Annotated in this window: 8 protein-coding genes, 6 tRNA genes and 3 rRNA genes; all 17 read right to left on the bottom strand. The window is 56.5% G+C overall.

Features of this window, described 5'->3' with window-relative positions:
- Nucleotides 1-21 precede the first annotated feature (21 nt).
- Nucleotides 22-4128, bottom strand: coding sequence for a DNA-directed RNA polymerase subunit beta (gene rpoB / locus B0G80_RS14660; protein WP_106284137.1), 4107 nt, complete (start codon nucleotides 4126-4128; stop codon nucleotides 22-24).
- A gap of 370 nt (nucleotides 4129-4498) precedes the next feature.
- Nucleotides 4499-4873, bottom strand: a complete 375-nt coding sequence (rplL, locus tag B0G80_RS14665) for a 50S ribosomal protein L7/L12 (protein WP_011490060.1) — start codon at nucleotides 4871-4873, stop codon at nucleotides 4499-4501.
- A 63-nt stretch (nucleotides 4874-4936) separates the two neighbouring features.
- Nucleotides 4937-5440, bottom strand: coding sequence for a 50S ribosomal protein L10 (gene rplJ, locus B0G80_RS14670; RefSeq protein ID WP_007180144.1), 504 nt, complete (start codon nucleotides 5438-5440; stop codon nucleotides 4937-4939).
- Nucleotides 5441-5741: 301 nt separating this feature from the next.
- The gene (rplA, locus tag B0G80_RS14675) at nucleotides 5742-6440 is read right to left on the bottom strand and encodes a 50S ribosomal protein L1 (RefSeq protein WP_007180145.1); all 699 of its coding nucleotides are present in this window, start codon (nucleotides 6438-6440) and stop codon (nucleotides 5742-5744) included.
- Nucleotides 6441-6872, bottom strand: coding sequence for a 50S ribosomal protein L11 (gene rplK / locus B0G80_RS14680; protein ID WP_012434578.1), 432 nt, complete (start codon nucleotides 6870-6872; stop codon nucleotides 6441-6443).
- 165 nt (nucleotides 6873-7037) lie between these two features.
- Nucleotides 7038-7595, bottom strand: a complete 558-nt coding sequence (gene nusG, locus B0G80_RS14685; RefSeq protein WP_007180147.1) for a transcription termination/antitermination protein NusG — start codon at nucleotides 7593-7595, stop codon at nucleotides 7038-7040.
- 1 nt (nucleotide 7596) lies between these two features.
- Nucleotides 7597-7977, bottom strand: a complete 381-nt coding sequence (gene secE / locus B0G80_RS14690) for a preprotein translocase subunit SecE (RefSeq protein ID WP_106284136.1) — start codon at nucleotides 7975-7977, stop codon at nucleotides 7597-7599.
- A 36-nt stretch (nucleotides 7978-8013) separates the two neighbouring features.
- A tRNA-Trp gene (locus B0G80_RS14695) sits at nucleotides 8014-8089 on the bottom strand.
- Between the two features lie 65 nt (nucleotides 8090-8154).
- Nucleotides 8155-9345: an elongation factor Tu gene (gene tuf / locus B0G80_RS14700; protein WP_012434572.1), complete on the bottom strand. Its 1191-nt coding sequence runs from the start codon at nucleotides 9343-9345 to the stop codon at nucleotides 8155-8157.
- Between the two features lie 63 nt (nucleotides 9346-9408).
- Nucleotides 9409-9483, bottom strand: a tRNA-Thr gene (locus B0G80_RS14705).
- 16 nt (nucleotides 9484-9499) lie between these two features.
- Nucleotides 9500-9573 (bottom strand) — tRNA-Gly (locus tag B0G80_RS14710).
- A gap of 41 nt (nucleotides 9574-9614) precedes the next feature.
- A tRNA-Tyr gene (locus tag B0G80_RS14715) sits at nucleotides 9615-9700 on the bottom strand.
- A 156-nt stretch (nucleotides 9701-9856) separates the two neighbouring features.
- A 5S ribosomal RNA gene (gene rrf / locus B0G80_RS14720) occupies nucleotides 9857-9970 on the bottom strand.
- A 207-nt stretch (nucleotides 9971-10177) separates the two neighbouring features.
- Nucleotides 10178-13059 (bottom strand): 23S ribosomal RNA (locus B0G80_RS14725).
- A 318-nt stretch (nucleotides 13060-13377) separates the two neighbouring features.
- Nucleotides 13378-13453: transfer RNA gene (locus tag B0G80_RS14730), tRNA-Ala, on the bottom strand.
- 53 nt (nucleotides 13454-13506) lie between these two features.
- Nucleotides 13507-13583 (bottom strand) — tRNA-Ile (locus tag B0G80_RS14735).
- Nucleotides 13584-13663: 80 nt separating this feature from the next.
- Nucleotides 13664-15194, bottom strand: a 16S ribosomal RNA gene (locus B0G80_RS14740).
- Together the 16S, 23S and 5S rRNA genes with 5 tRNA genes alongside form the textbook arrangement of a ribosomal RNA operon.
- Between the last annotated feature and the right edge of the window lie 217 nt (nucleotides 15195-15411).

Below are 15411 nucleotides of genomic sequence, written 5' to 3' on the forward strand. Positions count from 1 at the left end.
TGCTTTCTCTCCGTAGTCCGATTAGTTGCGGTCGAGGTCGATATCGATACCGAGCGAGCGGATTTCCTTCACCAACACGTTGAAGGATTCCGGCATGCCGGCGTCGATCACGTGATCGCCCTTGACCAGGTTTTCATAAACCTTGGTCCGGCCTGTCACGTCGTCCGACTTCACCGTCAGCATTTCCTGCAGCACGTACGATGCGCCGTACGCTTCGAGCGCCCACACTTCCATTTCACCGAAACGCTGGCCACCGAATTGCGCCTTACCGCCCAACGGCTGCTGCGTCACGAGCGAGTACGGGCCCGTGGAACGTGCGTGCATCTTGTCGTCGACCAAGTGGTGCAGCTTCAGGTAATGCATGTAGCCGACCGTCACCGTACGTTCGAACATTTCGCCCGTGCGGCCGTCGTACAGACGCACCTGATTCTTCGACGGCGTCATGCCGAGGTTCTTCGCGATGTCGTCCGGGAATGCCAGATCCAGCGCGCGCGACATTTCTTCTTCCGTCGCGCCGTCGAACACCGGCGTAGCGAACGGCACGCCTTCGCGCAGGTTCTTCGCCAGTTCGACGATCTCGTCGTCCGTGAAGCTGTCCAGCTCTTCAGCGCGGCCCGACTCGTTGTAGATCTTGGTCAGGAATTCGCGCAGTTCAGCGATCTTCGCCTGACGCTGCAGCATTTCGCCGATACGCCAGCCGAGACCCTTCGCGGCCCAACCCAGATGCACTTCGAGAACCTGACCCACGTTCATCCGCGACGGCACGCCGAGCGGGTTCAGAACGACGTCAGCCGGACGGCCGTCGGCCATGTACGGCATGTCTTCGATCGGAACGATCTTCGACACGACACCCTTGTTACCGTGACGGCCGGCCATCTTGTCGCCAGGCTGCAGGCGGCGCTTGACTGCCAGATACACCTTGACCATCTTCAACACGCCCGGCGGCAGTTCGTCGCCTTGCGTGAGCTTCTTGCGCTTTTCTTCGAACGCCAGATCGAACTGGTGACGCTTCTGTTCGATCGAGTCCTTGATCGCTTCGAGCTGTGCCGCTGCTTCTTCGTCCGCGAGGCGGATGTCGAACCAGTGGTAGTGATCCAGATCTTGCAGGTAAGCCTGTTCGATCTTCGTGCCCTTGGCCAGTTTCTTCGGACCGCCGTTCGCGACCTTGCCGTCGAGCATACGTGCGAGACGCTGGAACGCGTCGCCTTCCACGATACGCAACTGGTCGTTCAGGTCGAGGCGATAGCGCTTCAGTTCATCGTCGATGATCTGTTGCGCGCGCTTGTCGCGCTGAATGCCTTCACGCGTGAACACTTGAACGTCGATCACCGTGCCGCTCATGCCCGACGGCACGCGCAGCGACGTGTCTTTCACGTCCGAAGCCTTTTCACCGAAGATCGCGCGCAGCAGCTTTTCTTCCGGCGTCAGTTGGGTTTCGCCCTTCGGCGTGACTTTACCGACCAGCACGTCGCCGGCTTCGACTTCAGCGCCGATGTAGACGATGCCCGATTCATCGAGACGGCCGAGTTGCACTTCAGCCAGGTTCGAAATGTCGCGCGTGATTTCTTCCGGTCCGAGCTTCGTATCGCGAGCTACGACGTTCAGTTCTTCGATGTGGATCGACGTGTAACGGTCGTCAGCAACCACCTTCTCCGAGATCAAAATCGAATCTTCGAAGTTGTAGCCGTTCCACGGCATGAACGCGACCAGCATGTTCTGGCCGAGAGCCAGCTCGCCGAGGTCGGTCGATGCGCCGTCAGCCAGCACGTCGCCACGCGACACGATGTCGCCGACCTTCACGATCGGGCGCTGGTTGATGTTCGTGTTCTGGTTCGAACGCGTGTACTTGATCAGGTTGTAGATGTCCACGCCGACGTCGCCTGCGACGGCTTCGTCATCGTTCACGCGGATCACCATACGGCCTGCGTCGACGTAATCGACCACACCGCCGCGGAATGCCTGAACCGTCGTACCCGAGTCGACTGCCACCGTGCGCTCGATACCCGTACCGACCACGGCCTTTTCAGGACGCAGACACGGCACAGCCTGACGCTGCATGTTCGAACCCATCAATGCGCGGTTCGCGTCATCGTGCTCGAGGAACGGAATCAACGATGCTGCCACCGACACGATCTGCGACGGCGCCACGTCCATGTACTGGATGCGGTCCGGCGTAACCATCAGCGTTTCGCCAGCTTCACGCGACGACACCAGTTCGTCGGTCAGCGAGCCGTCTTCGGCCACGGCCGCGTTCGCCTGAGCGATCACGTAACGGCCTTCTTCGATCGCCGACAGATAGTCGATCTGATCGGTCACCTTGCTGTCCACAACCTTGCGATACGGGGTTTCGAGGAAGCCGTATTCGTTCAGGTGAGCGTACAAAGCGAGCGAGTTGATCAGGCCGATGTTCGGACCTTCCGGCGTTTCAATCGGGCACACGCGACCGTAGTGAGTCGGATGCACGTCGCGGACTTCAAAGCCAGCGCGTTCACGCGTCAAACCGCCCGGGCCAAGAGCCGAAACACGGCGCTTGTGGGTGATTTCCGACAGCGGGTTCGTTTGGTCCATGAACTGCGACAGCTGCGACGAACCGAAGAACTCACGAATCGCCGACGAAATCGGCTTCGAGTTGATCAGGTCGTGCGGCATCAGGTTTTCGCTTTCGGCCTGGCCGAGGCGTTCCTTCACAGCACGTTCGACACGCACGAGACCTGCACGGAACTGGTTTTCCGCCAGTTCGCCGACGCAACGCACACGACGATTGCCCAAGTGGTCGATGTCGTCCACTTCGCCCTTGCCGTTACGCAGTTCGACCAGGATCTTGATCGTGGCGAGGATGTCGTCGTCTTGCAACGTCATCGGACCGACAATTTCGTCGCGGCCGACGCGGCGATTGAACTTCATACGACCCACCTTCGAGAGGTCGTATGCGTCTTCGCTGTAGAACAGACGGTTGAACAGCGCCTCGACCGCTTCTTCGGTCGGCGGTTCGCCAGGACGCATCATGCGGTAGATCGCGATGCGCGCGGCCATCTTGTCCGCGGTTTCGTCGATACGCAGCGTCGACGAGATGTACGGACCTTGATCCAGATCGTTCGTGTAGAGCGTCTGGATGTCTTTGATCTTCGACTCGCGCAGCTTCTCGAGCACGGTTTCCGTGATTTCGTCGTTCGCGTTAGCGATGACTTCACCCGTGTCGCCGTCGACGACGTTCTTTGCCAGCACGCGGCCGAGCAAATAGTCTTCCGGAACCGAGATGAACTTGGTCTTGGCGTTGTCGAGATCGCGAATGTGCTTCGCGTTGATCCGCTTGTCCTTCTGGACGATCACGTTGCCATCACGGTCCGTGATGTCGAAACGCGCGACTTCACCACGCAGACGCTCGGGCACGAATTCCATCTGCGCGCCTTCCGGCATCAGCGTGAAATTGTCGAACACGAAGAAGTTTGCGAGGATCTGTTCCGGCGTGAGGCCGATTGCCTTCAGCAGGATCGTGACCGGCATCTTGCGGCGACGGTCGACGCGGAAGTACAGCACGTCCTTCGGGTCGAACTCGAAATCGAGCCACGAACCGCGGTAAGGAATGATACGCGCCGAGAATAGGAGCTTGCCCGAGCTGTGCGTCTTGCCCTTGTCGTGTTCGAAAAACACGCCCGGCGAACGGTGCAGCTGCGAAACGATCACACGTTCCGTGCCGTTGATGACGAAGGAACCCGTCGGCGTCATGAGCGGAATTTCGCCCATGTACACTTCCTGTTCCTTCACTTCCTTGACGACCGGCTTGCTCGGCGATTCCTTGTCGAGCAGCACCAGGCGCACTTTCGCGCGCAGGGCCGAACAGTACGTCAAACCGCGCTGCTGACATTCCTTGATGTTGAATGCCGGCGGCGACAGCATGTAGCTGACGAACTCCAGACGAGCGAACCCGTTATGCGAAACAATCGGAAAAACGGAGGTAAACGCAGCCTGCAGGCCTTCCGGCTTGCGTTGCGTGGACGACGTGTCTGCTTGCAGAAACGTGCTGAATGATTCAAGCTGGGTAGCCAGCAGGAAAGGTACTTGGTGAACGATGGGGCGCTTCGCAAAACTCTTGCGAATACGCTTCTTCTCGGTGAAGGAATATTGCATACGATCTCCGAATCACGGCGGGCATTGTTGTCGAGGCAGGATACCTTGATGAGACAACCCGAGTGTTCACCGACTGAGACCCGATGGCCGTCCGATGGCTTGAACGAGCCTAGAAGCTTGGTGGTTGGCCGCTACCAACCGCTGGCTGACGGCAGCGGATGCCTATGTTGCCCGCTACCCGACCAAACTTGCCTTCTGCAGTCGCTTCAGAAGACAAAGAGAAGCGCCGGTCAATGTTGCCGAATGGCGATTTTCTTTGGCTTCTGGGGCGCCGGTTCTTGCCGAAACTAACAGGCAAAAACGTTGTCCCCACAAAGCACAAAAAGGCCGGCGGTGGAAAACCGCCAGCCTTCGCACAGCGCGCTGAAACTTACTTGATTTCAGCTTTCGCGCCGGCTTCTTCCAGCTTCTTCTTGGCTTCTTCAGCAGCAGCCTTCGGTACCGATTCCTTAACAGGCTTCGGTGCGCCGTCGACCAGGTCCTTCGCTTCCTTCAGGCCGAGACCCGTCAGTTCGCGAACAGCCTTAATGACCGAAACCTTGTTCGCGCCGACTTCCGTCAGGTTGACCGTGAATTCGGTTTGCTCTTCAGCAGCAGCAGCAGCGCCGCCGCCTGCCGGGCCTGCCACTGCAACAGCAGCTGCCGACACGCCAAACTTTTCTTCGAACGCCTTGACCAGCTCGTTCAGTTCCAGAACCGACATCGAGCTTACTGCCTCGAGGATGTCTTCTTTTGCGATTGCCATTTGAAATACTCCTAAATTGAATTCGGATACAGCCAGCGATCAATCACGCTCGACTGAAGTACATTACGCAGCGGTTTCTTCGCCTTGTTTCTTTTCTGCCAGCGCGGCCAGAGCGCGCGCAAAGCCAGAAACAGGTGCCTGCATAACGTACAACAGCTTGGAGAGCAGTTCTTCGCGGCTCGGGATGTTTGCCAGCGCTTGCACGCCAGCCTTGTCCATCACCTTGCCTTCGTAGGAACCGGCCTTGATGATCAACTTGTCATTGGTTTTGCCGAAGTCGTTGACGACCTTAGCAGCAGCAATTGCATCTTCCGAGATGCCGTAGATCAGCGGACCAGTCATCTGCTCTGCCAGCGGAGCAAACGGGGTACCTTCGACAGCGCGACGCGCCAACGTGTTTTTCAACACACGAAGGTAAACCTGTTGCTCACGCGCTTTCGCGCGCAGCTTGGTCAGATCGCCAACCGCGATTCCACGATACTCAGCCAGAACCACGGTCTGGGCTTTCGCGACTTGCGCGGCAACCTCAGCGACGACGGCCTGCTTGCTTTCTTTGTTAAGTGGCACGGTTAACCTCCAGATTCGATACACGCAGCGTGCGCCTTGTGTACCGCGTTCAATAACGGCGTCCGACCAGTCAGGAGTATTTCGACCGCCTAAGCCCGCATTGCTGCGGATATCAACCGGCTTCATCACTACAAAACCTTTTCGGGTTCGCCATCTGCGTTGGCTTTACATTAAGGACGCGCCTACCAGCTGCGCGCCCGCCAACGGTCTTTGACAACCGGTCGCTCGATGCAGACTGCCACCTTACGACCGCCCAAAGCCCATAAAACCGCCCCGACTCACGCCGAGGCGATGAAATCGATTACTGTGCTGCGATCGATGCCTGGTCGACGCGAACGCCGACGCCCATCGTGCTCGACAGCGCAACCTTACGCAGGTAGACACCCTTGCTCGTTGCCGGCTTCGCCTTTTGCAGCGCGTCGACGAGAGCGTTCAGGTTGCTACGCAGAGCTGTCGGCTCGAAGGAAGCACGGCCGATAGTAGCGTGGATGATACCGGCCTTGTCGACGCGGAATTGCACCTGACCAGCCTTAGCGTTCTTGACGGCAGTTGCGACGTCCGGCGTGACCGTGCCGACCTTCGGATTCGGCATCAAGCCGCGCGGGCCGAGGATCTGACCGAGCGTACCGACAACGCGCATCGTGTCCGGCGAAGCGATCACAATGTCGAAGTCCAACTTACCAGCCTTGACTTGTTCAGCCAGGTCTTCCATACCGACCACTTCTGCGCCGGCTGCACGAGCTTGCTCAGCCTTTTCGCCCTGTGCGAACACTGCGACGCGAACCGACTTACCCGTACCAGCCGGCAGCACGACCGAGCCACGAACCACTTGGTCCGACTTCTTCGCGTCGATGCCGAGTTGCACTGCGACGTCGATCGACTCGTCGAACTTCGCGCTTGCACATTCCTTCACGAGCGACAGAGCTTCGTCGATTGCGTACAGCTTTTGACGATCAACCTTGGCTGCAAATGCTTGCAGACGCTTTGAAAGCTTAGCCATTTACACGCCCTCCACGGTGATGCCCATCGAGCGGGCGCTACCAGCGATCGTACGAACCGCTGCATCAAGATCAGCTGCCGTCAGATCGGGCATCTTGGTCTTGGCGATATCTTCCGCCTGAGCGCGGGTGATCTTGCCGACCTTATCGGTATGCGGCTTGCTCGAACCCTTATCGATCTTTGCTGCCTTCTTGATCAGAACTGTTGCCGGCGGCGTCTTCAGAACGAACGTGAAGCTCTTGTCCGCGAACGCGGTGATCACAACCGGAGTCGGCAGACCTGGTTCCAGTGCTTGAGTCTGCGCGTTGAACGCCTTGCAGAACTCCATGATGTTCAGGCCGCGTTGACCCAGTGCCGGGCCGACCGGCGGCGACGGATTGGCTTTACCTGCAGGAATCTGCAGCTTGATAAAGCCGATAATTTTCTTTGCCATGTTGAAAACCTCTTTGGAACACCGCACGGGTACATGCGGACGTTCAGTGAGTAGTAGCGCGCGTTCGCCAAAAAATCGGCTACTTACGCTCCTCAACGGTCATTACGCGGACCGTAAGCGCGAAATACGGAACGCACCGACTGGTGCGCTCCGCAGAATTCTGGACTACAGCTTTTCGACCTGGCCGAATTCCAGTTCGACCGGCGTTGCGCGGCCGAAGATTGTAACGGAAACACGGACACGCGACTTTTCGTAGTTCACTTCTTCGACGCTGCCGTTGAAATCCGTGAACGGACCGTCCTTCACCCGCACCATCTCGCCGACTTCGAACAGGGTCTTTGGACGCGGCTTTTCCACGCCTTCCTGCATTTGCGACATGATCTTCTCGACTTCCCGCGGGGAAATCGGACTGGGACGATTACGCGCACCGCCTACGAAACCCGTCACCTTTGCCGTGTTTTTCACGAGGTGCCACGTCTCGTCAGTCATTTCCATTTCGACGAGCACATAGCCCGGAAAGAAACGACGCTCGGTCACCGATTTGTGACCGCCCTTCACCTCGACGACTTCTTCAGTCGGAACGAGGATTTGACCAAACTGGTCTTGCATGCCAGCACGTTCAATGCGCTCCTGAAGCGCACGTTGCACGCTCTTCTCCATGCCGGAGTAGGCGTGCACCACGTACCAACGTTTGCCGCTCGGGGATGCCGGAGTATCGCTCATATCATTTCCAACCCAGAATCACCGAGAAAATCGCCCATTCGATGGATTTATCACTAACCCAAAGAAGGATCGCCATGACGAACACGAAGCCGAACACCACGAGCGTCGTCTGGGTAGCCTCTTTGCGAGTCGGCCAAACAACCTTGCGGACTTCCTTGTACGAATCTTTGGCGAAAGCGATGAAACCCTTGCCAGGCGCGGAGAGAAGACCGACTGCAATACCCGCGATCGCACCAACAGCCAAGGCGGCTCCGCGGACGTACCATTCCTGGCCGCTGAGCCAGAAGAACCCCACGAACCCGGCCAAGACCAACAATACGCCCGCGACGAGCATCAGCTTGTCGCCGGATGTATTTACAGTTTCGACGGAAGGATTCGCCATAACACCTTAACGAAGCGCCACGTATGGCGCGAGAGTTGGCAGGGGCAGAGGGAATCGAACCCCCAACCTTCGGTTTTGGAGACCGACGCTCTGCCAGTTGAGCTATACCCCTAAACCATTTTGGGGTTGACGGCACCGCCAACCCCGAAACTACCGATTAACGAGAACTTTCTGGCGTTACTCGAGAATCTTGGCAACCACACCTGCGCCGACCGTACGGCCGCCTTCGCGGATAGCGAAACGCAGACCTTCTTCCATCGCGATCGGGTTGATCAGCTTCACCGTGATCGACACGTTGTCGCCCGGCATGACCATTTCCTTGTCCTTCGGCAACTCGATCGAGCCCGTCACGTCCGTCGTACGGAAGTAGAACTGCGGACGATAGTTGTTGAAGAACGGCGTGTGACGGCCACCTTCGTCCTTGCTCAGCACGTACACTTCAGCCGTGAAATGCGTGTGCGGGTTGATCGAACCCGGCTTGGCCAGCACCTGGCCACGCTCCACGTCTTCACGCTTCGTGCCGCGCAGCAGGATACCCACGTTGTCGCCTGCCTGACCCTGGTCGAGCAGCTTGCGGAACATTTCCACGCCCGTGCAGGTCGTCTTCACCGTCGGCTTGATACCGACAATTTCGATTTCCTCGCCGACCTTCACGACGCCGCGCTCAACGCGACCCGTCACCACCGTGCCGCGACCCGAGATCGAGAACACGTCTTCCACCGGCATCAGGAACGCACCGTCAACTGCGCGCTCCGGCGTCGGGATATACGTGTCCAGCGCGTCGGCCAGATTCATGATCGCCACTTCGCCCAGCTCGCCCTTGTCGCCTTCCAGCGCCAGTTTGGCCGAACCCTTGATGATCGGCGTGTCGTCGCCCGGGAAGTCGTACTTCGACAGAAGTTCGCGAACTTCCATCTCGACCAGCTCCAGCAGCTCAGCGTCGTCCACCATGTCGCACTTGTTCAGGAACACGATGATGTACGGCACGCCAACCTGACGCGCCAGCAGGATGTGCTCACGCGTTTGCGGCATCGGGCCGTCAGCGGCCGAACACACCAGGATCGCGCCGTCCATCTGCGCTGCGCCCGTGATCATGTTCTTCACATAGTCAGCGTGGCCCGGGCAGTCGACGTGTGCGTAGTGGCGGTTTGCCGTTTCGTACTCGACGTGTGCCGTGTTGATCGTGATGCCACGCGCCTTTTCTTCCGGCGCCGCGTCGATCTGGTCGTATGCCTTCGCTTCGCCGCCAAACTTCTGCGTCAGAACCGTCGTGATCGCTGCCGTCAGCGTGGTCTTGCCGTGGTCAACGTGACCGATCGTGCCGACGTTCACGTGCGGCTTGGTCCGCTCAAACTTACCCTTGGCCATTTTCGACTCCTAAGAGGATTTTTCCGTACGTTGCGCCGGGCGCAAACAATCACCGAGTACGTCTGGTGCCCATGGGCAGGATCGAACTGCCGACCTCTCCCTTACCAAGGGAGTGCTCTACCACTGAGCCACATGGGCGCTACTTCTGTATTGCTGGAGCGGGTGAAGGGAATCGAACCCTCGTCGTAAGCTTGGAAGGCTTCTGCTCTACCATTGAGCTACACCCGCAAGGATCCATGGATTCCCAACAACTGCTACAACTTGCATTCTGGTGGAGGAGGTTGGATTCGAACCAACGTAGGCGTAAGCCAACAGATTTACAGTCTGCCCCCTTTAGCCACTCGGGCACCCCTCCGCAGAGAACTGATGATTATGGGGGAACAACCGCTTGTTGTCAAGACTTGCTTGACCGTTCCAAACCCAAGGCTCTCACTTATATAGTGATTTCAGCGCTGCCGTAAACGCAGAAACCCCACCTTTTCGGGGTGGGGTTTCTGTCTGCTGCTGGGGAGCCTGACGATTACCTACTTTCACACGGGTAATCCGCACTATCATCGGCGTGGAGTCGTTTCACGGTCCTGTTCGGGATGGGAAGGGGTGGGACCGACTCGCTATGGTCATCAGGCATGACTTGTTGCTGCACTGCTCGTGGAGCAATGCAGCCAATCTGGAAGAAGTAGTTTCTGGTGATGCTCACCAGGGGTAAAGCTGTTGGGGTTGTGTTGTTTCTGGCACAACACGATCACTTAACCTGGGTGTCCTTGCCCCCTTCGGGGGTGGGATGCCCGTCAGTGCTGAAGCACTGACGATCATCGCAAAACACACCTGTTATAGGATCAAGCCTTACGGGCAATTAGTATCAGTTAGCTTAACGCATTACTGCGCTTCCACACCTGACCTATCAACGTCCTGGTCTTGAACGACCCTTCAAGGGGCTCGAAGCCCCGGGGATATCTCATCTTAAGGCGAGTTTCCCGCTTAGATGCTTTCAGCGGTTATCTCTTCCGAACATAGCTACCCGGCGATGCCACTGGCGTGACAACCGGTACACCAGAGGTTCGTCCACTCCGGTCCTCTCGTACTAGGAGCAGCCCCCTTCAAATATCCAGCGCCCACGGCAGATAGGGACCAAACTGTCTCACGACGTTTTAAACCCAGCTCACGTACCTCTTTAAATGGCGAACAGCCATACCCTTGGGACCGGCTACAGCCCCAGGATGAGATGAGCCGACATCGAGGTGCCAAACACCGCCGTCGATATGAACTCTTGGGCGGTATCAGCCTGTTATCCCCAGAGTACCTTTTATCCGTTGAGCGATGGCCCTTCCATACAGAACCACCGGATCACTATGACCTGCTTTCGCACCTGCTCGACTTGTCGGTCTCGCAGTTAAGCACGCTTATGCCATTGCACTATCAGCACGATTTCCGACCGTACCTAGCGTACCTTCGTACTCCTCCGTTACACTTTGGGAGGAGACCGCCCCAGTCAAACTGCCTACCATGCACTGTCCCCGATCCGGATTACGGACCAAGGTTAGAACCTCAAACAAACCAGGGTGGTATTTCAAGGTCGGCTCCACGCAGACTGGCGTCCACGCTTCAAAGCCTCCCACCTATCCTACACAGACCGGTTCAAAGTCCAATGCAAAGCTACAGTAAAGGTTCATGGGGTCTTTCCGTCTAGCCGCGGGGAGATTGCATCATCACAAACACTTCAACTTCGCTGAGTCTCGGGAGGAGACAGTGTGGCCATCGTTACGCCATTCGTGCAGGTCGGAACTTACCCGACAAGGAATTTCGCTACCTTAGGACCGTTATAGTTACGGCCGCCGTTTACCGGGACTTCAATCAAGAGCTTGCACCCCATCATTTAATCTTCCGGCACCGGGCAGGCGTCACACCCTATACGTCCACTTTCGTGTTTGCAGAGTGCTGTGTTTTTATTAAACAGTCGCAGCCACCAGTTTATTGCAACCCCTTCACCCTTCTGGCGCAGGCCAGTCAGGCTACAGGGGCGTACCTTATCCCGAAGTTACGGTACCAATTTGCCGAGTTCCTTCTCCCGAGTTCTCTCAAGCGCCTTAGAATACTCATCTCGCCCACCTGTGTCGGTTTGCGGTACGGTCTTGTTAAACTGAAGCTTAGAGGCTTTTCTTGGAACCACTTCCGATTGCTTCTTCACCGAAGTGAATGGCCTCGCACCCTTGAATTCCGCGCCCGGATTTGCCAAAGCGCCTTCTCCAATGCAAGGACCGGGACTTCCAACACCCGGACAACCTTCCGCGATCCGTCCCCCCATCGCATTTAACAATGGTGCAGGAATATTAACCTGCTTCCCATCAGCTACGCATTTCTGCCTCGCCTTAGGGGCCGACTCACCCTACGCCGATGAACGTTGCGTAGGAAACCTTGGGCTTACGGCGAGGGGGCTTTTCACCCCCTTTATCGCTACTCATGTCAGCATTCGCACTTCCGATACCTCCAGCACACTTTCCAGTGCACCTTCGCAGGCTTACGGAACGCTCTCCTACCATGCACATAAATGTGCATCCGCAGCTTCGGTATATTGCTTAGCCCCGTTACATCTTCCGCGCAGGACGACTCGATCAGTGAGCTATTACGCTTTCTTTAAAGGATGGCTGCTTCTAAGCCAACCTCCTGACTGTTTTAGCCTTCCCACTTCGTTTCCCACTTAGCAATATTTGGGGACCTTAGCTGGCGGTCTGGGTTGTTTCCCTCTTGACACCGGACGTTAGCACCCGATGTCTGTCTCCCGTGATTGCACTCTTCGGTATTCGGAGTTTGCTATGGCGTAGTAATCCGCAATGGACCCCACAACCATGACAGTGCTCTACCCCCGAAGGTGATACACGAGGCACTACCTAAATAGTTTTCGGAGAGAACCAGCTATTTCCAGGTTTGTTTAGCCTTTCACCCCTATCCACAGCTCATCCCCTAACTTTTCAACGTTAGTGGGTTCGGACCTCCAGTACGTGTTACCGCACCTTCATCCTGGCCATGGATAGATCACCTGGTTTCGGGTCTACACCCAGCGACTGAATCGCCCTGTTCGGACTCGCTTTCGCTACGCCTGCCCTAATCGGTTAAGCTTGCCACTGAATGTAAGTCGCTGACCCATTATACAAAAGGTACGCCGTCACCCTCTTTCAAAGGCTCCGACTGTTTGTATGCATGCGGTTTCAGGATCTGTTTCACTCCCCTCCCGGGGTTCTTTTCGCCTTTCCCTCACGGTACTGGTTCACTATCGGTCGATCACGAGTATTTAGCCTTGGAGGATGGTCCCCCCATCTTCAGACAGGATTTCACGTGTCCCGCCCTACTTGTCGCATACCTAGTTCTTCCAATCTGTTTTCGCCTACGGGGCTATCACCCGCTATGGCCGCACTTTCCAGAGCGTTTGGCTAACAGTTCAGATAAAGAATGCAGGCTGGTCCCATTTCGCTCGCCACTACTCTGGGAATCTCGGTTGATTTCTTTTCCTGCGGTTACTTAGATGTTTCAGTTCACCGCGTTCGCTTCACGTAGCCTATGTATTCAGCTACGGATGACCCATACGGGCCGGGTTTCCCCATTCGGATATCGGTGGATCAAAGCTCGTTTGCCAGCTCCCCACCGCTTTTCGCAGGCTACCGCGTCCTTCATCGCCTGTGATCGCCAAGGCATCCACCACATGCACTTGTTCGCTTGACCCTATAACGGGTGTGTCTCCTGCATGATCCACTGGGAATCACACGCTCGCCACGCTCGCTACAGGTTGAGTATTCGTGTTGCGCCGTATTCCAAAAGCGATCTTTCGATCTCTCTTTTCATACATTGATACAATCACAACCCTGATTCACCTACTCGCACACCCATCTCTAAGTATGCTTTCGTGAATCTCTTTACTACTTCTTCCTGATTGTTAAAGAACGACAGCCGATATAAAGCTCTGCTTCATATCACTCTGACTGGCTCAATCGCCAATGCACAACGCTCTGCTTCTTGCACAGAACGCTACGCATTGAGGATTGGTGGAGGATGACGGGATCGAACCGACGACCCCCTGCTTGCAAAGCAGGTGCTCTCCCAGCTGAGCTAATCCCCCAGTCATGCAGCTACCCCAGAGGTTTCAGACGATCAGCACACCAGACAAGACTTTGGTGGGTCTGGATGGATTCGAACCATCGACCCCCGCCTTATCAAGACGGTGCTCTAACCGACTGAGCTACAGACCCCTGAGTCTGTCCTGATTTCACAGCCGATAAGCGTGAGCGCTCAACGCATTGCTTTTACGCAACTGACACGTTCGCTCGAGAAAGGAGGTGATCCAGCCGCACCTTCCGATACGGCTACCTTGTTACGACTTCACCCCAGTCATGAATCCTACCGTGGTGACCGTCCTCCTTGCGGTTAGACTAGCCACTTCTGGTAAAACCCACTCCCATGGTGTGACGGGCGGTGTGTACAAGACCCGGGAACGTATTCACCGCGGCATGCTGATCCGCGATTACTAGCGATTCCAGCTTCACGCACTCGAGTTGCAGAGTGCGATCCGGACTACGATCGGTTTTCTGGGATTGGCTCCCCCTCGCGGGTTGGCGACCCTCTGTTCCGACCATTGTATGACGTGTGAAGCCCTACCCATAAGGGCCATGAGGACTTGACGTCATCCCCACCTTCCTCCGGTTTGTCACCGGCAGTCTCCCTAGAGTGCTCTTGCGTAGCAACTAGGGACAAGGGTTGCGCTCGTTGCGGGACTTAACCCAACATCTCACGACACGAGCTGACGACAGCCATGCAGCACCTGTGTTATGGCTCCCTTTCGGGCACTCCCACCTCTCAGCAGGATTCCATACATGTCAAGGGTAGGTAAGGTTTTTCGCGTTGCATCGAATTAATCCACATCATCCACCGCTTGTGCGGGTCCCCGTCAATTCCTTTGAGTTTTAATCTTGCGACCGTACTCCCCAGGCGGTCAACTTCACGCGTTAGCTACGTTACCAAGTCAATGAAGACCCGACAACTAGTTGACATCGTTTAGGGCGTGGACTACCAGGGTATCTAATCCTGTTTGCTCCCCACGCTTTCGTGCATGAGCGTCAGTATTGGCCCAGGGGGCTGCCTTCGCCATCGGTATTCCTCCACATCTCTACGCATTTCACTGCTACACGTGGAATTCTACCCCCCTCTGCCATACTCTAGCCCGCCAGTCACAAATGCAGTTCCCAGGTTAAGCCCGGGGATTTCACATCTGTCTTAGCGGACCGCCTGCGCACGCTTTACGCCCAGTAATTCCGATTAACGCTTGCACCCTACGTATTACCGCGGCTGCTGGCACGTAGTTAGCCGGTGCTTATTCTTCCGGTACCGTCATCCCCCCACCGTATTAGGGCAGAGGTTTTCTTTCCGGACAAAAGTGCTTTACAACCCGAAGGCCTTCTTCACACACGCGGCATTGCTGGATCAGGCTTGCGCCCATTGTCCAAAATTCCCCACTGCTGCCTCCCGTAGGAGTCTGGGCCGTGTCTCAGTCCCAGTGTGGCTGGTCGTCCTCTCAGACCAGCTACAGATCGTCGCCTTGGTAGGCCTTTACCCCACCAACTAGCTAATCTGCCATCGGCCGCCCCTGTAGCGCGAGGTCCTAAGATCCCCCGCTTTCATCCACAGATCGTATGCGGTATTAATCCGGCTTTCGCCGGGCTATCCCCCACTACAGGACACGTTCCGATGTATTACTCACCCGTTCGCCACTCGCCACCAGGATTGCTCCCGTGCTGCCGTTCGACTTGCATGTGTAAGGCATGCCGCCAGCGTTCAATCTGAGCCAGGATCAAACTCTTCAGTTCAAACCTGTTACTGTTTTTCGGTTCAGTTAAGAACCGGTCGCTCACTCAACGTACTGACGAATGATCTCTCCATCTTCAATGGAAAAACCTTCCTTTCATTACTGTGTGAGACTTGATACTTTCGCTTCATCCGGCAGATCCCGAAGGGCCCGCCGGCGCGTCGCGCATCAAGCGCCCACACTTATCGGCTGTTAATTTTTAAAGATCGATTACGCAT

The sequence above is a fragment of the Paraburkholderia sp. BL6669N2 genome, assembly GCF_003387275.1.
GTDB lineage: Bacteria > Pseudomonadota > Gammaproteobacteria > Burkholderiales > Burkholderiaceae > Paraburkholderia.

Bases quoted from the DNA above. Each gene is read 5' to 3' on its own strand.
- rpoB (WP_106284137.1), bottom strand. From the start codon at position 4,128: ATGCAATATTCCTTCACCGAGAAGAAGCGTATTCGCAAGAGTTTTGCG.
- rplL (WP_011490060.1), bottom strand. From the start codon at position 4,873: ATGGCAATCGCAAAAGAAGACATCCTCGAGGCAGTAAGCTCGATGTCG.
- rplA (WP_007180145.1), bottom strand. From the start codon at position 6,440: ATGGCTAAGCTTTCAAAGCGTCTGCAAGCATTTGCAGCCAAGGTTGAT.
- rplK (WP_012434578.1), bottom strand. From the start codon at position 6,872: ATGGCAAAGAAAATTATCGGCTTTATCAAGCTGCAGATTCCTGCAGGT.
- nusG (WP_007180147.1), bottom strand. From the start codon at position 7,595: ATGAGCGATACTCCGGCATCCCCGAGCGGCAAACGTTGGTACGTGGTG.
- secE (WP_106284136.1), bottom strand. From the start codon at position 7,977: ATGGCGAATCCTTCCGTCGAAACTGTAAATACATCCGGCGACAAGCTG.
- tuf (WP_012434572.1), bottom strand. From the start codon at position 9,345: ATGGCCAAGGGTAAGTTTGAGCGGACCAAGCCGCACGTGAACGTCGGC.